This is a genomic window from Tunturiibacter gelidiferens, from assembly GCF_014201335.1.
GTDB lineage: Bacteria > Acidobacteriota > Terriglobia > Terriglobales > Acidobacteriaceae > Edaphobacter > Edaphobacter lichenicola_E.
This window is the reverse complement of the sequence record NZ_JACHEB010000003.1, coordinates 1-18,891: the sequence shown is the minus strand read 5'-3', so window position 1 is coordinate 18,891 and position 18,891 is coordinate 1. Positions and strand designations below refer to the sequence as shown.

The 18,891-nt window shown below is 56.8% G+C and carries 19 protein-coding genes, 1 other RNA gene and 1 pseudogene; 9 read left to right on the top strand and 12 right to left on the bottom strand.

The features are described from left to right. The first annotated feature begins 5 nt into the window (after positions 1-5). The 4 genes from ilvN to HDF14_RS06300 all read left to right on the top strand — a co-directional run bounded on the left by ilvN (position 6) and on the right by HDF14_RS06300 (position 4,021). A complete protein-coding gene (gene ilvN / locus HDF14_RS06315; protein WP_183974721.1) occupies positions 6-620 on the top strand; it encodes an acetolactate synthase small subunit in 615 nt (204 codons plus the stop codon). Between the two features lie 156 nt (positions 621-776). Further along, positions 777-1,154 (top strand): GIY-YIG nuclease family protein, encoded by a 378-nt coding sequence (locus tag HDF14_RS06310; protein ID WP_183974712.1) that lies wholly within the window; start codon positions 777-779, stop codon positions 1,152-1,154. A 96-nt stretch (positions 1,155-1,250) separates the two neighbouring features. Further along, positions 1,251-2,276, top strand: coding sequence for a ketol-acid reductoisomerase (gene ilvC / locus HDF14_RS06305; RefSeq protein WP_183974710.1), 1,026 nt, complete (start codon positions 1,251-1,253; stop codon positions 2,274-2,276). A gap of 245 nt (positions 2,277-2,521) precedes the next feature. Continuing rightward, complete coding sequence (locus HDF14_RS06300) at positions 2,522-4,021, top strand: ATP-binding protein (RefSeq protein ID WP_183974708.1); 1,500 nt, start codon at positions 2,522-2,524, stop codon at positions 4,019-4,021. A gap of 49 nt (positions 4,022-4,070) precedes the next feature. Here HDF14_RS06300 and HDF14_RS06295 read toward each other — a convergent pair whose 3' ends face one another. From HDF14_RS06295 to HDF14_RS06270, 6 genes are all read right to left on the bottom strand, one after another. Next, positions 4,071-4,355 (bottom strand): DUF427 domain-containing protein, encoded by a 285-nt coding sequence (locus tag HDF14_RS06295; protein ID WP_183974706.1) that lies wholly within the window; start codon positions 4,353-4,355, stop codon positions 4,071-4,073. 146 nt (positions 4,356-4,501) lie between these two features. Then, the gene (locus HDF14_RS06290) at positions 4,502-4,927 is read right to left on the bottom strand and encodes a DUF4760 domain-containing protein (protein WP_183974704.1); all 426 of its coding nucleotides are present in this window, start codon (positions 4,925-4,927) and stop codon (positions 4,502-4,504) included. Positions 4,928-4,945: 18 nt separating this feature from the next. Continuing rightward, the gene (topA, locus tag HDF14_RS06285) at positions 4,946-7,855 is read right to left on the bottom strand and encodes a type I DNA topoisomerase (protein ID WP_183974702.1); all 2,910 of its coding nucleotides are present in this window, start codon (positions 7,853-7,855) and stop codon (positions 4,946-4,948) included. Positions 7,856-8,123: 268 nt separating this feature from the next. Next, positions 8,124-9,308, bottom strand: coding sequence for a DNA-processing protein DprA (gene dprA, locus HDF14_RS06280; protein WP_183974700.1), 1,185 nt, complete (start codon positions 9,306-9,308; stop codon positions 8,124-8,126). 96 nt (positions 9,309-9,404) lie between these two features. Further along, positions 9,405-10,046, bottom strand: coding sequence for a hypothetical protein (locus tag HDF14_RS06275; protein WP_183974691.1), 642 nt, complete (start codon positions 10,044-10,046; stop codon positions 9,405-9,407). A gap of 180 nt (positions 10,047-10,226) precedes the next feature. Beyond that, a complete protein-coding gene (locus HDF14_RS06270) occupies positions 10,227-10,430 on the bottom strand; it encodes a DUF3565 domain-containing protein (protein WP_183974690.1) in 204 nt (67 codons plus the stop codon). A 36-nt stretch (positions 10,431-10,466) separates the two neighbouring features. Here HDF14_RS06270 and HDF14_RS06265 point away from each other — a divergent pair, with 36 nt between their 5' ends. Together HDF14_RS06265 and HDF14_RS06260 are read left to right on the top strand one after the other, a co-directional pair. Continuing rightward, positions 10,467-11,333: a menaquinone biosynthetic enzyme MqnA/MqnD family protein gene (locus tag HDF14_RS06265; protein ID WP_260698073.1), complete on the top strand. Its 867-nt coding sequence runs from the start codon at positions 10,467-10,469 to the stop codon at positions 11,331-11,333. A gap of 100 nt (positions 11,334-11,433) precedes the next feature. Then, positions 11,434-12,138, top strand: a complete 705-nt coding sequence (locus HDF14_RS06260; protein ID WP_260698072.1) for a YqaA family protein — start codon at positions 11,434-11,436, stop codon at positions 12,136-12,138. A gap of 1 nt (position 12,139) precedes the next feature. Here HDF14_RS06260 and HDF14_RS06255 read toward each other — a convergent pair whose 3' ends face one another. The 5 genes from HDF14_RS06255 to ffs all read right to left on the bottom strand — a co-directional run bounded on the left by HDF14_RS06255 (position 12,140) and on the right by ffs (position 15,524). Further along, positions 12,140-12,826, bottom strand: a complete 687-nt coding sequence (locus HDF14_RS06255; protein ID WP_183974688.1) for a hypothetical protein — start codon at positions 12,824-12,826, stop codon at positions 12,140-12,142. Beyond that, the gene (locus HDF14_RS06250; protein ID WP_183974686.1) at positions 12,826-13,398 is read right to left on the bottom strand and encodes a PadR family transcriptional regulator; all 573 of its coding nucleotides are present in this window, start codon (positions 13,396-13,398) and stop codon (positions 12,826-12,828) included. The genes HDF14_RS06255 and HDF14_RS06250 overlap by 1 nt, the downstream gene beginning before the upstream one ends. A 79-nt stretch (positions 13,399-13,477) precedes the next feature. Then, the gene (locus HDF14_RS06245; RefSeq protein WP_183974684.1) at positions 13,478-14,131 is read right to left on the bottom strand and encodes a nuclear transport factor 2 family protein; all 654 of its coding nucleotides are present in this window, start codon (positions 14,129-14,131) and stop codon (positions 13,478-13,480) included. A 76-nt stretch (positions 14,132-14,207) separates the two neighbouring features. Beyond that, positions 14,208-15,224, bottom strand: coding sequence for a beta-ketoacyl-ACP synthase III (locus HDF14_RS06240; RefSeq protein ID WP_183974683.1), 1,017 nt, complete (start codon positions 15,222-15,224; stop codon positions 14,208-14,210). A 202-nt stretch (positions 15,225-15,426) separates the two neighbouring features. After that, positions 15,427-15,524: signal recognition particle sRNA small type (ffs, locus tag HDF14_RS06235), an RNA gene on the bottom strand. Between the two features lie 163 nt (positions 15,525-15,687). On the opposite strand from ffs, the gene HDF14_RS06230 reads away from it, so the two are divergent. Together HDF14_RS06230 and HDF14_RS06225 are read left to right on the top strand one after the other, a co-directional pair. Next, entirely contained in the window at positions 15,688-17,148 is a 1,461-nt protein-coding gene (locus tag HDF14_RS06230) for a GH1 family beta-glucosidase (RefSeq protein WP_183974681.1), read from the top strand. 137 nt (positions 17,149-17,285) lie between these two features. Continuing rightward, positions 17,286-17,807: a glutathione peroxidase gene (locus HDF14_RS06225; protein ID WP_406707206.1), complete on the top strand. Its 522-nt coding sequence runs from the start codon at positions 17,286-17,288 to the stop codon at positions 17,805-17,807. A gap of 63 nt (positions 17,808-17,870) precedes the next feature. Here the strand turns inward: HDF14_RS06225 and HDF14_RS06220 are convergent, their stop codons facing one another. Continuing rightward, positions 17,871-18,041, bottom strand: a complete 171-nt coding sequence (locus HDF14_RS06220; protein ID WP_183974679.1) for a hypothetical protein — start codon at positions 18,039-18,041, stop codon at positions 17,871-17,873. A 101-nt stretch (positions 18,042-18,142) separates the two neighbouring features. Here HDF14_RS06220 and HDF14_RS27825 point away from each other — a divergent pair. Beyond that, a pseudogene (locus HDF14_RS27825) lies at positions 18,143-18,891 on the top strand (IS30 family transposase); the annotation flags it as partial.

Below are 18,891 nucleotides of genomic sequence, written 5' to 3'. Positions count from 1 at the left end.
CACACATGCTTCACACTTTTGTAGCTCATGTTTCAGACAAGCCGGGCGTACTTACACGAGTTGCTTCGCTGTTTCGCCGACTCAACATCAACATCGTCTCGCTGACCGTGGGTGAGAGTGAGCGGCCAGAGGTGTCGCGCATGACGATTGTCTGCGAGGCTCCCGATCATGCGGCGCATCGTATTCGCGCTTCACTGTACAAGCTTGAGATCACGGTGGACGTCGATGAGGTGGGCCGCAGCGAGGCTGTCATTCGAGAGCTTTGCCTGATCAAAGTTGCGGCTGGGCCGAAGACGCGCTCGCAGATCTTCGAGCTGGCGACGGTCTTCAAGGCGCGTGTGGTCGATCTTGCGCCGGAATCGGTGATGCTCGAGATGACTGGGGCAGCCAGCAAGATCGAAGGGCTGATACAGGTGCTTACTGAGAGTGGTTACACGATCCTTGAGGTCTCGCGCACCGGACGTATGGCGATGCGGCGCGGCCACCACACCAGTCGCGTGCTGAAGGCTCTCGGCACGCCTCATTCTGACCACAGTGACGAGACGTCGTTTCCTGAAAAGCCTGACGCAGACGAGATTCTGCCGAACGAGTTCACTGGTGTCCATGAGGATGAGGCTTGAAGGTATTTACTGCCTGCTGGCGTAAAGAAAATACAGGGATCCTTCGCTTTGCTCAGGATGACGACAGTTTAAGGAGTGGTTTAGGGATGAGGGTTAGAGGATTAATTGGTTAGTGCAATGCAGAGAGCATCTCGATGGTTTTGAAAAGAGCACTGAGTGAGCGAATACGCGTATGTCTACATTCTTGCGAATGGATACAAGAAGCTTTATATCGGGGTTACGACCCAACTGGCGGTGCGCGTGCGTCAGCATAAGAACCGAATCGACCCTGAATGCCATACAGCACGCTACAACATTAATCAGCTGGTTTACTTCGAGACGTTCACGACGGTGACCGCTGCGATTGCACGGGAGAAGCAGTTGAAAGGTTGGCTTCGCATACGCAAGTTAGATCTGATTATTTCGACAAACCCCGGTTGGGTGGATCTAAGTAACGATTGGGGGAAACCTATCAATCTGCTCACCGATGATGGTGGGAAGATTGGGCAGGTTAAGCAAAACAAATACGGGGATCCTTCGCTTCGCACAGGATGACGGCAGTTAATTTTTCGACACCAAATGACGGCAGTTAATTTTTCGATACCAGTCGCTACCATTCACCTTACAAACGAAAAGGAAGACAATAGAACAATGGCAAAGGCATACCACGACGCAGACGCAGACCTCTCTCTTATCCAGGCTAAGAAAGTTGCCATCATCGGCTATGGTTCGCAGGGCCATGCTCACGCGCTTAATCTCAAGGACTCCGGCGTTGATGTTCGCGTGGGTCTGCGTAAGGACTCGCCCAATGCAGATCGCGCGCGCAAGGCTGGACTGCAGGTCGATACCGTCGCCGAGGCTTCGAAGTGGGCTGACGTGATTATGAACCTTACGCCGGACCAGACCGCGGCGAAGGTCTACCACGCTGAGATTGAGCCGAACATGAAGCCCAATGCGACGCTGATGTTCGCGCACGGCTTCAACATTCGTTTCCGCACCATCACTCCTCCTGCTGGCGTTGACGTCTCCCTGGTGGCGCCCAAAGCTCCGGGGCATCGTGTCCGTGAGGTGTTTACCGAGGGTGGGGGGGTACCTGCCCTGGTCGCAGTGGAGCAGGACAAAAGTGGACACGCGCTGGCGCTGGCGCTGAGCTATGCAAAGGGTATCGGCTGCACCCGCGCGGGCGTGCTCGAGACCACGTTTACGGAGGAGACCGAGACCGATCTCTTCGGCGAACAGGCGGTTCTTTGCGGTGGGACCAGTGCGTTGGTGAAGGCTGGGTTCGAGACTCTGGTCGAGGCCGGTTATCAGCCCGAGCTTGCGTATTTCGAGGTGCTGCATGAGCTGAAGCTGATCGTCGACCTGATGTACCGCGGCGGTCTGGAGTACATGCGCCACTCCATCTCGGACACGGCAGAGTGGGGCGACTATGTGGCGGGACCACGCATCGTCACGCCTGAGGTGAAGAAGGCGATGAAGGGCCTGCTGAACGATATTCAGGACGGAAGCTTCGCGAAGAAGTTCATCGCAGAGAATGAGACAGGCCGCCATGAGTTTACCCGCATCCGCAAGCAGGAGGCTTCCCACCAGATCGAAAAGGTGGGGGCAGAGCTTCGCAAGTCAATGCCTTTCCTTGATCCAGTCGTCGTAAAAGACGGTCAGGTACACAAAGCGTAATTCCGTACGTCTAAGGAATGTCATTTTTGCAAATCGAAACGACGGGGGCGGCATCCAATTTGGTGTCGCCTCCTCTGTTTCGACTTCAACTCATCCTTAAGATCGAATTTTCGTGGTGATCGGACCAGACTTTGCTTGAAATTTGTAAGCGAAGGACGACCGCTAAGCGAAACTCCTGTAACAATGGAGATTAGTAGATTTAACGAACCGATTCAGACGCTCGTGCGACAGAAGGAGCTTCAGGAATGGCCACTGTTGACAACTACGAAAGCCTCCTACCGACACTTCCTAATCCTGCGGTAGACCAGGAAGCAGGTCCGCCGGCTAAGCCGTCTCCCATTGCGGATATCGTTGCCGGGCTGCGCACCATCACTCCCCTCGACGGTCTTACCGAGGAGGAGTACACCTGGCTTGCGACCAAGGGCACGGAGCGTATGGGTGGCGATCGTTCGATTGTGTTCCGTGAGGGCGAGCCTGCCTGCAATATGAACTTCATCCTGAGCGGAGAGGTCCAGGTGCGCCGGCGGCATTCGAGTGCGGCTCTGTTTATCGGCCGTGCAGGCTCGATGACGGGCAAACTTCCCTACTCGCGGATGAAGACCTATGGCGGCGAAGGATACTCAGTGGGTCCGGTGTGGGCTATCGATATTCATGAGTCGTTGTTTCCGGAGATGTTGGCTGCGATTCCGTCGATGGGGCAGCGATCCGTGTCTGCGTTGCTGGATCGCGTGCGCGAAGTGACCCGCATGGAGCAGCAGTCGGAGAAGCTGAATGCGCTTGGCAAGCTGGCTGCAAATCTCTCGCATGAGCTGAATAATCCTGCTTCGGCGGCACAACGCTCTGCTGCCAGCCTGTTCGGGGAGCTGCGCGAATATGGCGACCAAAAGTATCGTATGGGTCGGCTTTGTTTGCCGGATGAGACTACGGAGAAGTATCGCGAGTGGATAAAGAATGCCCGTGCGCGGATGTCAGCGTACTCGAACATTCCCAAAGGCTCGCAGAATCCGCTGGCAAACGCAGACCGTGAGGAGATGCTGGTGCAGTGGCTGAACGCGCACAACGTTCCCAATCCGTGGACGATTGCGCCTTCGCTTTCGGAGACGACGCTGGCGTTCGACCTGCTCGATGATCTTGCGGAGATCGTGGGTCCTGAGGTGCTCCCAATCGCGGTTGCCACGGTAGCCAGCTCGCTACGTGTTGAACGGATGGCGGAGACGGTGGTCGATTCGACGGTGCGCATCTTCGATCTGATCAGCGCGATCAAGGACTATTCGTACATGGATCAGGCGCCGATTCAGGACGTCGATCTGGCGCAGTCGCTTGAAAACACGCTGGTGATGTTCAACTCTCGACTGAGAAATGTCAAAGTTGAGCTTGAGTTCGATCCGGATCTCGAGCCGGTGAGCGCTTATGGCAGCGAACTGAATCAGGTTTGGACGGCGTTGATCGAGAATGCTCTGGATGCCATGAGCGATCTGGGTACGCTGCGATTGTTGACCCGCGGCGGCGGCCAGATGGCTTTGGTTGAGATCTGGGACTCTGGTCCGGGAATCGATCCGGAGATTCGATCGCGGATCTTCGAACCGTTCTTCACTACTAAAGCGCCCGGCCGTGGGCTCGGGCTTGGGCTCGATACGGTCCAGCGGATCGTCAATAAGCACTCGGGATTCGTCACGGTTGAGTCGAAGCCTGGCGCCACCTGCTTCCAGGTTCGATTGCCGCTCGATCGCCTACAGGCTTACTAAAACCAAGCGGGAGAGATATTTACATCTCCCGCTTACTGTTTTACTTGAACTATTTCGTGATTTCGACACCGCGCCAGAAGGCAATGTGGTGTTTTACATTGCGGGCGGCGGGCTTGGGATCCGGATAGTACCAGGCCGCATCGGGGTTATCCTGGCCGTCAACTACGATGTTGTAGTAGCGCGCCTGGCCCTTCCAAGGGCAGCTGGAGGTCGTCGAACTGGGCTTCAAAAACTCTCGTTTTACCGACTCTTCGGGGAAATAGATGTTTCCCTCGACTGTCTCATAGGTTTCGCTTTCGGCCAGTGTCTGGCCGTTCCAAACTGCCTTCGCCATAATCCACTACCTGCATTCTTTTGAACGAGTTACGGACGCGAACGCGACCGGCTTCCCAGGTTGAGAAGAGTCGGGTGCCGCAGAGCCGTCATGCCTTTGTAACAGAAATGATGCAAAAAAGGAAAGTTCTGCAGGTTCGGCCAAGCCTAGGCAGATGCCTTACTCAATCCGAAATTCTTCAGAAAACTCTCGTAGCTGGCCTTGGCAGCGGGATAGGCGTCGATCATGGCGGCGGTGTGCGCCATGAACCGGTTGCCGCTCTGCTTCTCGGTCTCGGCATGGAAGTGGTGGAACTTGGCGTAGAGGAGGATCCCCTCTTTGTTGGAATCGAGGAACAGGTCAGGGTCGAGCGCACCGCGCAGAACGAGCGAAGCCGCCATCTCCCAGTAACTTAGAACCTGCCTCCAGGCGGGATTGTGCTCGGATTTGACGTCCCTTGAGATCGCGCGTAGCTCTTCTAATGTCGTCGGCTGAAACTCAAAGACCAGAAAGCGCCGGCCCTTCCGGAGGAACTCTTCGCGGCGCATCTCGTAGAGCTTTAGAATCAGTTCCGCATCAGCTGCAGTTGCCATCTTCTCCCTTATCTTCTTTTAGGCTACGCTCTCGACGACTGCCCGGGTCTTGTCCGGGTCGGGCCGCTCAAGAACCGGCGCAGGAGCCGGCCCAGCGATCTTCTTCTCATAAGTGCAGGGGGGAGTTGTGGGCTCCTCCTCCGGAGCACCTTTCTTCTTGCGGCGCTTCGGGAGCGCTTCTCGGTTGTTCGGGCAGACAAGGTAAGTTCCCTTGTCATTGACGACCTCGAGGACATAGGCGCTGTCGCACTTCGGGCAGGTCTGGTTAACCAGCTTCAGGTTCGAAGCGAAGTCGCACTTGGGGTAGTTGACGCAGCCGTAGAAGATGTCGCCGCGCTTGGTTTTGCGTACTGCGATGTCGCCGCCATCCTTCGGGCATTTTACGTCGAGCAGCTCCTGCTTGATGTACTTGCACTTTGGGTAGCCGCTGCAGCTGATGAACTCGCCGTACTGGCCGTTGCGAAGCAGAAGCGGTTTGCCGCACTTCGGGCAGGCCTCTTCAAGCTGAACTGGAGGCTTCTGCTGGACTTTCTGGTTCAGTTTGCGAATGGTCTTGCATGGCGGATCTTCGTTGTAGCCGGGGCAGGCCATGAATGGGCCCCAGGGCCCGTTGCGCAGAACCATTACGCGACCGCAGTTGTCGCAGAACTCTTCTTCTGCAACCTCGTCGGCACCGGGCGCGCTCAGGTCAGGCTTGGCTGCGAAGTTCTCCTTGGTGAAATCGCAGCTGAACGGCTCAGCAGTCACCTTCTTGCCGTGCTCCATGGCTTCGATGATCGCTGCGGTCAGCTCCTTCGCGTCGTCGGTCTCCTTGGAGTATTCAATCACGTCTTCAGTCATCGCCTTGACGATGATTGGATAGGTCAACGCCTTTGTGATCTTTTTCAGGACGGCCTTCGAATCCTTCTTCCATGGGCCTGCCGCGACGGTCATCGGCTTGACCTTCGTGAAGTTGCTGCACGAGTAGAAGCTGCCGAACTTGCCCCACTTCAGGATCAATGGACTGCCGCAGTTGTCGCAGACCTGGGTGGTCTTCTCCTCCATCCGCTTGATGTCTTCCATGTTGTCGCTGGCGACGAGCAATTCTTTCTCGAAGTGGTCGTAGAAGCCGTTGAGCAGATCGGTCCACCGCTCTTTGCCCTCTTCGACGGCATCGAGTTCTCCTTCAAGCGTCGCGGTGTACGCCGTATCAAAGATGTAGGGGAAGTTTTTCACCAACAATTTCGTGACGACGATACCAATCTCGGTCGGCACAAACTTCGACTGGATCTTCTTCACGTAGTCGCGATCCTGGATCGTATTAATGATAGACGCGTACGTGGAAGGGCGACCGATTCCCTTCTCTTCCAGCGTCTTGACGAGGCTCGCTTCGTTGAAGCGCGGAGGTGGCTGCGTAAATTTCTGCAACGGATCCAGTTTCTGGAGACGCAGTGCCTCGCCGTTGCTCAGCTCCGGCAACCTGGCTTCGCCTTCATCCTCTTCTTCTTCGGTGCCAGCCTGCGCGGCTGCATCTGCGTCCTGGGCTGGCTTTGCCCTTGCTTCTTCTTTCGCAGCCTTATCTTTGGCTGCCTGACGCGCACGCTTGTCTTCTTCTTCGAACTTCAGGTGGCCTTCGAACTTCAACACACTGCCGGTCACGCGGAAGTCATAGGCGAGCTTGGCCTGCGCAACAATATCAACCGTCGTCTGATCGAAGACTGCCGAAGTCATCTGGCTCGAAACAAAGCGCTGCCAGATTAGTTTGTAGAGTCGGTACTGTTCGTCACTCAGATACTTTCGGATCGAGTCGGGCGTGAACGTTACATTGGTCGGACGGATCGCTTCGTGCGCATCCTGCGCCTCGACCTGCTTTTTGCCGAGATACTCGTTCGGTGTCGACGGAAGATACTTCGGTCCCAGCTTGCCGATGTACTCGCGAGCCTCTGCAATTGCGTCCGCGCTTACACGTGTGGAGTCGGTACGCATATAAGTAATGAGACCGACAGTGCCCTCTGCGCCAATCTCTACGCCTTCATAGAGCCGCTGCGCTACGCCCATGGTGCGGCGCACATTAAAGCCTAGGCGGCCAGCCGCATCCTGCTGCAATTTGCTGGTCGTGTACGGAGCCCTGGGATTGCTTCTCCGCTCTTTCTTCTCGACCGAGCGGACGCTCCACTTCGCAATCTTCAGCTCGCTGAGAACCTCATCAACCGCCTCTTGATCAGGCAGCGCGTTCGAGAGGAAGAGTTCTTTGCCCTCTTCATCTTTTCCGTTGGCGACACGCGCGGGAACGCCATTGACGCCGATAAATCGCGCCGTGAAGCTCTGCTTGTTTGCAGTCGGTTCAAGTTGGGCATCGATGGTCCAGTACTCGACCGGATTGAACTCATTAATCTCCTGCTCGCGTTCGACGATCAGGCGCAGCGCGACGGTCTGCACACGTCCCGCCGAAAGCCCACGCCGCACCTTATCCCACAGCAACGGCGAGACTTGGTAACCCACTAACCTGTCCAGCACGCGCCGCGTCTGCTGTGCATCGACGAGATCCTCATCTATATCTCGAGCATGCAGAAACGCAGCCTGCACAGCTTTTTTCGTGATCTCATTAAAGGTGACGCGCCGTACCTTCGATTTGTCCTTCATCATCGGCAACAACTGGATGGAAAGATGTGCGGCGATGGCCTCGCCTTCGCGGTCGGGGTCAGGTGCGAGGTAGACCATATCTGCCTTCGCGGCGAGCTTCTTCAGCCGCTCCACAACCTTTTCTTTACCCGGAGACACGATCAGCGTCGGCTCAAAGGTCCGCTTCTTCAGCTCCACGCCGATGTCGTTCTTCGGCAGGTCCATGATGTGGCCTATCGAGGCCTCCACCACGTAGTCGCTGCCGAGATACTTCCCAATCGTCTTCGCCTTCGCCGGCGATTCGACGATAACTAATGATTTACCCATTTGTTCCCTTCATCCACCAGAACGCATCGCCGAAGCAAAACGTTCCACTTCCCTGTTCCCTTGCGAACCTAACACGAGTTCTGCAAACCCGTCATCTCATCATGATTCCTCAACTGACGAAACCCGGCTGAGAAGGTCATAGCACAGCAGCTTGATTCAACGAGTGAGTCCCTGTTGTGGATAACTCGCCAAGTCAAACGAAACCCTAAACTTAGGTTGATATTTGCGGGAGCCGTCGAGTTGCAGGAATCAACCTTGCCACTCCGGCTCAGAAAGCCCGCACATAATTTTTTCCGGGCAGCTGCCGAACACGTCCCGCAAGCTCCAGTTCGAACAGCGCGGTAAATATCTCGGCGGAGCCTAACTTCGCCTCCAACTGCTCAATCAGTTGGTCCAGCTGCGTGGACTCATCGTGCCGTAACTGCTCAAAGACGATTCGTTCGTGCTCTGGAAGCGGCGTATCGTTAAATAGAGATGCAGCCCCTCCTGATTTCGATTCAGCGCCCCCTCCGGCCGCTGCCTGCTCGTCTTCCAGCGCGAGCCTGATCTCAGAAGGCAGATCCTCCCATATGTCCTCCCAAGTGGCGGTGAGCTTAGCACCCTGTTTTATCAGTGTGTTGGGGCCCCAAGCGTTCTTGTTCGTAACGTTGCCCGGGACAGCGTAGACGTCACGATTCTGCTCCATTGCGCATCGCGCCGTAATTCTGGTTCCGCTATATTCAGCCGCCTCGATAACCAGGACTCCCACGCTCATGCCGCTGAGAATGCGATTGCGGATGGGAAAGTTTTGCGGTGCGGGAAATGTTCCGAGCGGATATTCGCTCACAATCGTCCCGCCGGTCGCGACGATCTGCTCGGCCAGCTTCTTATTCTCCTTGGGATAGATGACGTCGATTCCGGTGCCCCAGACCGCGACGGTCTTTCCTCCAGCCTCGATCGCTCCCTTGTGCGCGGCGGTATCTACCCCGCGTGCCATGCCGCTGAGGATCACCATCCGCCGGTTCGCCAGATCGCGTGAGAGCAGCTCCGCCATTCCTGCTCCGTACGGCGAGGGTTGGCGCGTTCCAACGACTGCAATTCCCGGCCGAGCCAGCAGAGAGACATCGCCGCGGATCCAGAGCGTCGACGGCGGATCGTAGATCTCGCGCAGCCGCTCGGGGTAAGCCTCGTCTTCCGGAGTTAAGATACTGCCCCCGGCTTCGGCGACGCGCTTCAACTCGTCCTCGGCAGCGGCCTTCGCCTTGCCCTCAAAGACAAATTGCGCAGACTGCGCGGGCATGCCGGTGCCTTCCAACTCGGTAAGCGAGGCCTCAAGTAATTGTTCGGCTGCACCAAGCCGATTCATCGCCTTCCAGATTCGCGTGGGTCCCATCCCGGGAGTCAGTGTCAATGCCACCCATGCCAGCCGTGCCTGTTCGCTTACAACTGCCGCATCCTGCTGCGCCAAAGCCATTCATCGTCCTCTTCATCGGTATGCTTTGCGGCCCTCTTATTCAGTGACTCGAAACATCGTCGCCGGACAGAGGGCTCACCGTCACTGTATCGCATCTCACGCGGCGAGATCGGATGCAAAACTCTCCGCGAGAATAAATGACACGCCACTCATCGCCAATGCAACTAGAAGGCTAGTGACCTCGTCCCCGTTGCGCGGGTTGGCTGCGACGCGGGGCAAGTGAAGAATAACAACCCATATAAAAAACATCGCACCCAACAGGACTGACGCGGTTCGTGCCATCTTCCTGGTGACGATTGCCAGAGCAGCTGCGATAAATGCAACTCCGACGAAGTACGCCCAGAACAGGCGCGCGGGGATCCATGAGGGGACAATCGTCGCAACGAACTTCGCATACTGGAAATGCTGTACGGCGAAGACCACCAGCGCGATGGCAAATACAACGCGCCCAAAGGTTACTAAGTACGACAGGATATTATTTGCCGGCTCGAGCCTGAATCCGTCGGCAGTCTCGATCCGAGCGAGCACGAAGGCGCCACCCATCAAAGCCAGGAGCTCGAAGCCGCTGGTCCAGGGGTCGGGACTGTGCGGCTGCGAGATGAGCCTTGGGAGCTGCAGAAACAGGACGTCCAAAAACAGAGCAACAGCCAACAGCGCCGCCGCCAACCGCGCTAGTTTTTCCGTCGTGATGCAAACCGCAACCGCGATCAATGCACCGCCGGTCAGCACCGCTCCCAATTGCGATCCAGGAAGCTAGGGAGGGCCGGGGATCGGGCCTTTCAACCCGCTAGCGCAGATGAAATATTCGAGGCCGAAGAAGAACATTGATATGGCAAAGAAAAGACGGCCAGCTTTCAACAATGCGTTCATTCTTTTGGTTCCTTCCCGAATGATCTGCGCTGTGTCGTGAGAATCCTACTACGAACTCTCTTTTGCCTCCTCGTCGCAGAGCTTGCACTCCAGCAGACTCCCAATTCGCGTCGCCCTTCCCTCCTCGGTCGTCACCCACTCGCGCACCATCCACGGCGGATCATGTCGCACATGCTGACCATGCCCACAGTCGAGGCGGGCCGCCCAGTGCTGCTCCTCATCCTGATAAAAAGCCACTACTCGCCTCTGCATCGAGCGCTCCTCCCACACATCTAATAAACTAGTCCTTTGAACACTTCGTCTTCACACTCCATGCTCCGTGTCGCTGCCATCAACTTTCTGAACCCTGCACCGCTGATGTGGGACTTCGAACACGCACCGCTCGCAGCCGAACTGGCCACTAACTACTCGCTTCACTACACGCAGCCGTCGCAGTGCGCCGCGGAACTGCTCGCAAACCGCGCGGACCTTGGACTCATCCCAATCGCATCTCTCACTCCGGAGCTTGCGGTCGTTCCTGGCTGTACGATTGCGTCCTTGGACGAAGTGCGTTCGATTCAGCTCATCGTCAAATCTCCTCACACGCTCAGCACGGTGAAGACGGTGTCTGCCGACACCGCCTCGCGTAGCTCGTTGGCTTATGCTGAGATCCTCTTTCGCAAGTTCGCCAACAATCATCCGGCCTTCCTGCCTGCGCAGGCCGACCCCGTCGCCATGCTGCAACAGACCGACGCCGCCATTCTGATTGGTGATCCGGCTCTGCTCGCCCTCGAACGCCGCGAGCAGATCGAAGCTGAAGTCGGACCGTGCGAGTGGTTTGATCTCGCCCACGAGTGGCATACCCGCACCGGCCTGCCCTGGGTTGCCGCGGTATGGGCCGTGCGGCCTGAGGCACTTGGGCCGCCTCGCCTTACTGCCGCCAAACTCGTCGAAGACCTCGAAGCCTCGCGCAACCACGGGCTGCTGCACATCGAAGAGCTGGTCGAACAATGGACTCCCCGCATCGACCTGAGCCCAAAAGTCATTCGGCACTATCTCTCTCATAACATCCACTACGTTCTAAACACGGATTGCATTCGTGCTATCAAACTATTTCGCCAATATGCCGCTGAGGTCGATGTTCTTCCAGCCCTTCCCGATCTCCGCTTCCTATAAGCGCTCTGCTATACTCGCCGCTCTACTAAATCTCAAAAATCTCAGCGACTTCCGTTCCCTCAGTCGCGTCTTAATGTCTATGAGTATCGGCGCAGCTGCCATGATCACCGCGAAGAACCTCGCACTAGCGGCGCAAAAGGCTGCTTCGCAACACTCTGCGCGCAATCCGTTTCTTCACTTTCTTTTCGGGTTCGGACTCCTAGGGGTCTTCCTGGTTTCAATTGTCGATAGCTCCTTCGTTCCGCTCCCTCTGCCAGGCATCACGGACATTATGATCATCGTGATGTCTGCGCAGCATCAAAGCTGGTTCCTTCTCATTCTGCTCGCGACGATAGGCTCAGGGCTTGGCGGATGGTTCAGCTACCAGGTGGGACAATCCGGAGGGATGGCCTTTCTCGAAAAGCATGTTCCGCCTCGCATCTTCAAACGCGTCTGCGAGTGGATGGAGAATCACGCCATTCTCTCCGTAGCGCTTCCCGCCGTCATGCCCCCGCCGATGCCGCTCAGTCCCTTCGTTCTCGCAGCAGGCGCGCTGAACATGTCGCGCAAAAAGTTCCTGACCACCTTCATCATCAGCCGATGCCTGCGCCACGCTGTTGCGGCGTGGCTCGGCATTCACTACGGGCGGCACATCCTCCATCTCTGGAACAGTCTTTCGGCGAAGTACGCGACTCCGGTTCTCATCGTGATCTGGACAGCAATCCTCGCAAGCTGCGCCTTCGCCTTCTGGAAACTCTATAAAACGTCACGTGCCGTCCACCCCGGCAAGCATGGCCTCGCCAAACCCTCAAACACCGTCGCCTGAGCTAAGCCGTAGCCTTTACTCTCGGAGCAAACTTTCGCTGATAGTAGGCCGTGGTCACGATGATGGCAGGCACACCAACCATCGTCGGCCACAGCCACACGTACCAATGATTGCCAATCACACGCGTCAAGGTCACAACACTGAAGGCAGACCACGCCGCGATATAGCTCCCGATGAAGTTCCCGAGATGGGTGTACCACCAGAACATCTTCTCCTTCGGTTTGCGAACGAAGGAGACCATCTGCCTCGCAGAGCCGAACATTCCGATGAATCCGAATGCCACCCCCACCGCTGGAATCACTTCGATGGTTGCTGGCCGAAACCATGAAAGCCAGGCCAGCAGCGCGCTCGTCGCAAAGGTCACAATCCCGGCAATCCAGTCGATAGCCTCTGCGCTTCCGCCGCGCGCCAGCTCCTTCAGCCTCAGAACGCGATAAGCCGAAAAGGCAAAGTAGAAGCTGAACACAGCTACAAGCGCCAGAAAACGCACAGGAAAGAAAAAAGCCATGGGTATTGCAGTTGCGGCGACCACGCCCATCGACCACAGATAGACCATCCCCCAACGTTTGTGTTGCTTGCCGCCCTTCGCAGTAGCGAGCGCGACCGGAGCGAACAAAAACGACGATGACCCCGCGACGATATGAACCGCAAGAAAGAACTTTACCCACAACGGATCGAGTGCATGCATCACTGCCTCCTTTTTCCCTTGCTTTCTATTGCATCCAACTCCGCCAGCGTCTCTTTGCACCATTTCAAAACCGCTCCGCTGTAGTGCCTTCCGTAGTTCAGCGTCATCAGCCAATAAGGCAGCTGCGGATCGTTCGCTTCATCCAACCGCAACTGCTTTGCCGTGGCTGCGTACACCTTCAAAGCGCGTTGATGAAACTCCATATTTGCCATGACATGCTCTCGATTAACGCTGGCCGAGACATGAGACCCAAAGAAGAGTTTCAGCAGCAGTTCGTTCCTCGCGACCTCTTCTGATACTGGAATCTTCAACCACTCCCGCAGCCGTTCGCGCCCTTCCTGTGTGATCGAGTACAGATGCCGGTCGGGCTTTCCCTTGTTGCGTTCGGTCTTCTTCTCGACTAACCCTGCTGCCGCAAGCTGCTTCAACCCCGGATAGATCTGCCCATAGCTCTCACTCCAGAAGTGGCCGATAGATCGCGAGATGAGCTGTCGAATGTCATAGCCGGACATTGGCCTGAGGCTCAGAAGCCCAAGCAAAGCATTCGGTGTCGAGCCGCCCTTCGTTTTCATAGCTACGAGCTATATATCTTTTAGATAGATAATACAAGTAAAACCTCTCGAGATGTCGAATGCTGATCGTCGATCTGCTCTACGGAAGAGAGTTACGAGTTTCCGACCAGTCGATGATGACCTGCCGCTCAACGAAGTACCACCGATGTTCCTGACGCAGAAATTGATCGTGGTAACGAATTCCCAGGGTCTGGAATTTGCGTTGGTCGGTCTCCGCCCAGAACTCGTGAGCTAAACAGTAGGTTTCGCCGATAGCACGATCTCCCTGGATCGCAACTTCGCTCTGCCCGTTCATATGCAGTGTGACCGTGAATTTATTGAGGACCGCCAGTGCGGTGCGGATCGCAACTCTACCTTTTATCGTTGAGTGTGGCTTGTGGGTAGCGGGATCCCCTTCGTAGTTCAGGATCGTCCCGTCCTCCACAAACAGGTTCGACTGCTCTTCGGCCAGACGACGATCGGCACTGCGCGCCCATGAATCCACTAGTCTACGAAGTGCAACCCGATCCGCCGCTTCGCCTTTCAGCGTGGTAGCCAGGACAGATGTGTCATATAGGCTGTCGAAGGATAGTGGGGATTTTGCCGTGACATGCCCCTGAGATTGAGGCTCCTGGCCTTCGGTTTCAGCTTGGCAGACACTGGAGCTCAGGGCCGAACCAGTAGCCGCTAGAGCAGCTGCAAGGAAGCTACGCCGATCAGTCTTCGATTCAGTAACCATATTTGTCTTCATCATCACGCCTTCCTCCAATACGTAAAAACGGGTGAAGCATCTCCTCTTCACCCGTTCCGAAAGCCTTATGGGACCTGCGTTAGAACTCCCACCGCAACAGAGTAGCTCCCACCGTAAAGCCAGCTCCAACACTGGCCAGCAAAACAAGATCACCCTTCTTCAACCGCTTCTCTTCGAGAGCCGTCTGCATAGCCATCGGAATCGTAGCCGCCGTGGTGTTTCCGAACCGGTCGATGTTGATGATCACCGACTCCTCCGGCAACCCCAACCGCTCCGCCGTCGACAGAATGATTCGCTTGTTCGCCTGGTGCGGGATGAAGCAGCCAAGATCCTTCCCTACCAAGCCATTGCGCGACAGAATAATCTCTGCAGCCTCGGCCATCTTGCGCACCGCAAACTTGTACACGGCCTGCCCATCCTGATGGACATAATGCATCTTCGATGCGACCGTTTCGGGGGTTGGCGGGTGGAGGCTACCGCCACCGGGCATATTAAGCGCCGAAGCACCTGAACCATCGATCTCGTGCCAGTAGTCGACGAGTCCAATCTCGCCTTCTTCGCAAGGTTCGAGCAGCACCGCGCCAGCGCCATCGCCGAAGATCACGCAGGTCGCCCTGTCGGTGTAGTCGATGATCGAGCTCATCACATCCGCTCCGATCACCATGACCTTTTTGTGCATTCCACTCTCAACCAGCTTGGCTCCCACCTGCAACGCATAGGGAAATCCCGAGCACGCAGCCGAAAGATCGAACCCCCATGCGCCCTTTGCGCCCAGCTTGTCCTGCACGATGCAAGCCGTCGCTGGGAAAAACATATCGGGCGTCACCGTGGCTACGATGATCACCTCCAACTCGCTCGCCTCAATGCCGCGAACCGCGAGACATTTCTTCGCCGCCTCGATCGCCAGATCGCTGGTTGCAACACCCGGCTCCACAATGTGCCGCTCACGGATTCCGGTCCGCTCGGTAATCCACTGGTCATTGGTTGCGACCATCTTTTCAAGGTCCGCATTGGTCAACAACCGCGGCGGAACGTAGGTCCCCACCGAACTGATCTTCGCGCGTACCCGCGTCTGCGGTTTCAACGTCAAACTCAAACTCTCACCTCATCTAGTGTGACTGTTAATAAGAGAACCGATTCGAAATGAACCGCCGTTCACCCGTCGGAGACCATTCTCTCTGACAAGCGTACGCGTGTCACCTTTCCATTGACGAGCATGGTGCTGAAAAAGACACACTTTACCCACAACAGGAAGATTTTCGAAATGTAATGAGTGGAAATCCAAGGAGGAGGGATTTGTGCACCGGGCGACCTACTGCGCCCGTAATGACCCGTTACCGTTGCTTCCTTCCGGACCTGGCGGGGTTGGCGGGATTACGTCGCGTAGGACCCGGCACATGAGCTAGTTTACCACCTCAAACGGACCTGCGCACGCGCCGCTATCTCATGCACGTGCAAAACTTGGCGACGCGCAGACACAAGCTCTCTTTCAATCGCCGGTCGTTGTCAGTTGATGGTTCAAGCGTCTACACTTTCCTTTGTCTTACGAGGGGTATCTCTTGCTCAATCGATTTAGTCGCCGCACTTTCGCTCGTCTCCTTGGATCCGCCGCACTCGCCCCCACAGCACTGACAACCATCGCAACATCAGCCTCCGGCGAAGTAACCCCCTCCACACCTACCGCACGAACCTTTCCGCAAGGCTTCCTCTGGGGTTCTGCGACGGCGTCTTATCAGGTCGAAGGCGCAGTGAACGAAGATGGGCGCGGCCCGTCCATTTGGGACACCTTTTCGCACACCCCAGGAAAGATTAAAAACGGCGACAACGGAGACGTCGCCAACGATCACTACCATCGCTATAAAGAAGACGTGCAGATGATGAAGGCACTCGGCCTCAAGACCTACCGCTTCTCTGTTGCATGGCCACGCGTCTTTCCGGTGGGTACCGGCACGCCCAACCCAAAGGGCCTCGACTTTTACAACCGCCTCGTTGACGAACTGCTTGCAGCAGACATTCAACCCTACTGCACGCTCTATCACTGGGATCTCCCGCAGGCGCTCGAAGACAAAGGTGGCTGGCAGTCGCGCGACACCTCTGTTGCCTTTGCCAACTACGCCGGCTACGTCGCCGAACATCTCTCCGACCGGGTCAAGTACTTTATGACGCTCAACGAGATGAGCTCTTTCGTCAATGGATACGCCTCAGGCCGTCATGCTCCCGGCCTCAAGCTTCCACCTGCTGGCGTCAATCAGGTTCGGCATCACGCTGTGCTCGCTCACGGCCTCGGAGTGCAGGCAATCCGCGCACACGCAAAGCCCGGCACCAAGGTAGGTCTTGCAGAGAATTCGAGCGCCTGCGTTCCCATCATCGAAACGCCCGAGCATATCGCCGCCACTGCCAAGGCGATGCGCGAGGTCAATGCAGGCTATCTCACCGTCATCATGGAGGGCCGCTATACCGACGCCTATCTCGCCCACGCCGGAGCCGACGCACCGAAGTTTACCGACGCCGACATGAAAGCCATTGGGACGCCTGTCGACTTTGTCGGCCTCAACATCTACACCCCCACTTACATCCGCGCGGATGACTCACCAGCCGGCTTCGCCCGCATCCCCCCGCCAGAGTCGTATCCGCACATGATGAGCCCCTGGCTGCACGTCGGTCCCGAGGCGCTCTACTGGGGCCCGAAGCTCACCGCGCAGCTCTGGAATGTCAAGGAGATTTACATCACCGAAAACGGCGCCTCCTCGACCGACGTCCTTACACCGGATGGTCACGTCTACGACTCCGACCGCGTGATGTACCTCCGCAACTACCTTACGCAACTTCATCGCGCAGTCTCCGAGGGCGTTCCTGTTCGCGGCTACTTCCTATGGAGCCTGATGGATAACTTCGAGTGGGCCGACGGCTACGCCTATCGCTTCGGCATCAACTACGTTGACTTCGCCACGCAGAAGCGCACGCCTAAGATGAGCGCTCACTTCTATCATGAGGTAATCGCCCGCAACGGCCTCGCCTAAAAACTCTCGACGGGCAAACCGGACTACCATCTCCGGATTGCCCGCGCCGGAGATGAGTGCGCTAATAAGTCGCACAGTTACACTGGGCACATAACAATTTTCTGGAGTCGTCCATGCGAAAGATCTACCTGATGCTGATGTTCCTGTTCCTCAGCGGCTTGGCCGTGGCCGATGCCGGCGCGCCCGTCTACCATTTCAAGCTGAGCACCATCGATGGTGACCCCACCACGCTAGGTGCCTACGAGGGCAAAGTCCTGCTGGTGGTCAACGTTGCCAGCGCCTGCGGATTTACGCCGCAGTACACCGCGCTCGAGGCCGTCTACGAGAAATACAAGGACAAGGGCCTGGTGATCGTTGGCGTGCCCGCGAACAACTTCGCCAACCAGGAGTCCGGCACCAATGCAGAGATCCGACAGTTCTGCAGCGCTAAGTTCCACGTGAAGTTTCCGATGATGGCGAAGGTCTCGGTAAAGGGCGACGATAAGACGCCACTCTACCAATACCTCACTTCGGCGCCTAACGTGGGCGGCGAGATCAAGTGGAACTTCACCAAGTTCCTCATCGCGCGCAACGGACAGCCGATCGCTCGCTTTGAGCCGGACGTGACGCCGGATTCGCCACAGGTAATCTCGGCGATCGAGTCTGCGCTGAAGTCATAGTCGCTGCGATGCGTGAAAGCCCGCTCTTATAGAGCGGGCTTTTTCTTTGAAGAAAGGGCGTTGTCAAAGGTCGCGGCCGATACCGCCGGACATCAGTATCGCTAGCGTGGCGTGCATGGTCATGTAGACTCCGCCTACCGCACCCAGTGCAAGGAGCACGCGAAAACCCCCTGCGCCCAGCGGCTGAAGTAGTCCTACTCGTCGCACATGGATTGAGATTGTGGCGCTTTCCAACTCGGCTCCCGAATGCTGGTAGTTCCCGCAAAGTCGGGCGGTCTCAACCGGTCGGTGCAACACACCATCTGATATGAATTCGATTTCTAAGGGTGGTGTTTATGGCACAAGGAAAAGGGAACAGGCTTTCTACTGAGCAGCGGATCGAGATGTGGCGGCGCTGGAAGGCGGGCGAGTCGTTGCATGACATTGGGCGAGCCTTCGGTAAGGGGCATGGTTCCATTCGGTTCCTGTTGACGCAGCGCGGCGGGATCGTTCCTCCCGCTCGTCGGCGTTCACCGCGGACTCTGACGCTGGCCGAGCGGGAAGACATCTCACGAGGAATCGCAGCCGGTTCGACGATCCGGGAGATAGCCAGCAGGTTGCAACGTCCTGTGTCGACAGTGAGCCGGGAGGTGGCACGTCATGGCGGGCGTCCACTCTATCGAGCCAGTGAAGCGACCGTCAGGCATGGGAGTCCGCTCTGCGACCCAAGGTGTGCCTTCTTGCCAACCATGAGGAACTGCGTACCATCGTGGCCAGTAAACTGATCCTGGACTGGGCGCCAGAACAGATTTCGAAATGGCTGAAGGTCCACTATCCCAGCAACGAGAGCATGCGTGTGTCCCACGAAACCATCTACCGCAGCTTATTCATCCAGGCCCGTGGAGTGCTGAAAAAAGAGCTGGTTCAGCACCTCAGGTCCAAGCGGCTGATACGTCGTTCACGGCACGCTCGGGCTGGCGGAAAGTCCCACGGTCAGATCGTCGATGCTCTCTCTATTAGCGAAAGACCTGCGGAGGTTGAGGACCGTGCTGTTCCCGGTCATTGGGAGGGCGATCTGCTCGCAGGCAGCAAGAACAGTCATATC

What these genes read in the sequence shown, in the direction of transcription:
- ilvN (WP_183974721.1), top strand. Translation starts at nt 6, where the DNA reads ATGCTTCACACTTTTGTAGCTCATGTTTCAGACAAGCCGGGCGTACTT.
- ilvC (WP_183974710.1), top strand. Translation starts at nt 1,251, where the DNA reads ATGGCAAAGGCATACCACGACGCAGACGCAGACCTCTCTCTTATCCAG.
- HDF14_RS06300 (WP_183974708.1), top strand. Translation starts at nt 2,522, where the DNA reads ATGGCCACTGTTGACAACTACGAAAGCCTCCTACCGACACTTCCTAAT.
- HDF14_RS06295 (WP_183974706.1), bottom strand. Translation starts at nt 4,355, where the DNA reads ATGGCGAAGGCAGTTTGGAACGGCCAGACACTGGCCGAAAGCGAAACC.
- HDF14_RS06290 (WP_183974704.1), bottom strand. Translation starts at nt 4,927, where the DNA reads ATGGCAACTGCAGCTGATGCGGAACTGATTCTAAAGCTCTACGAGATG.
- topA (WP_183974702.1), bottom strand. Translation starts at nt 7,855, where the DNA reads ATGGGTAAATCATTAGTTATCGTCGAATCGCCGGCGAAGGCGAAGACG.
- dprA (WP_183974700.1), bottom strand. Translation starts at nt 9,308, where the DNA reads ATGGCTTTGGCGCAGCAGGATGCGGCAGTTGTAAGCGAACAGGCACGG.
- HDF14_RS06270 (WP_183974690.1), bottom strand. Translation starts at nt 10,430, where the DNA reads ATGCAGAGGCGAGTAGTGGCTTTTTATCAGGATGAGGAGCAGCACTGG.
- HDF14_RS06260 (WP_260698072.1), top strand. Translation starts at nt 11,434, where the DNA reads ATGATCACCGCGAAGAACCTCGCACTAGCGGCGCAAAAGGCTGCTTCG.
- HDF14_RS06255 (WP_183974688.1), bottom strand. Translation starts at nt 12,826, where the DNA reads ATGCATGCACTCGATCCGTTGTGGGTAAAGTTCTTTCTTGCGGTTCAT.
- HDF14_RS06250 (WP_183974686.1), bottom strand. Translation starts at nt 13,398, where the DNA reads ATGAAAACGAAGGGCGGCTCGACACCGAATGCTTTGCTTGGGCTTCTG.
- HDF14_RS06245 (WP_183974684.1), bottom strand. Translation starts at nt 14,131, where the DNA reads ATGATGAAGACAAATATGGTTACTGAATCGAAGACTGATCGGCGTAGC.
- HDF14_RS06225 (WP_406707206.1), top strand. Translation starts at nt 17,286, where the DNA reads ATGTTCCTGTTCCTCAGCGGCTTGGCCGTGGCCGATGCCGGCGCGCCC.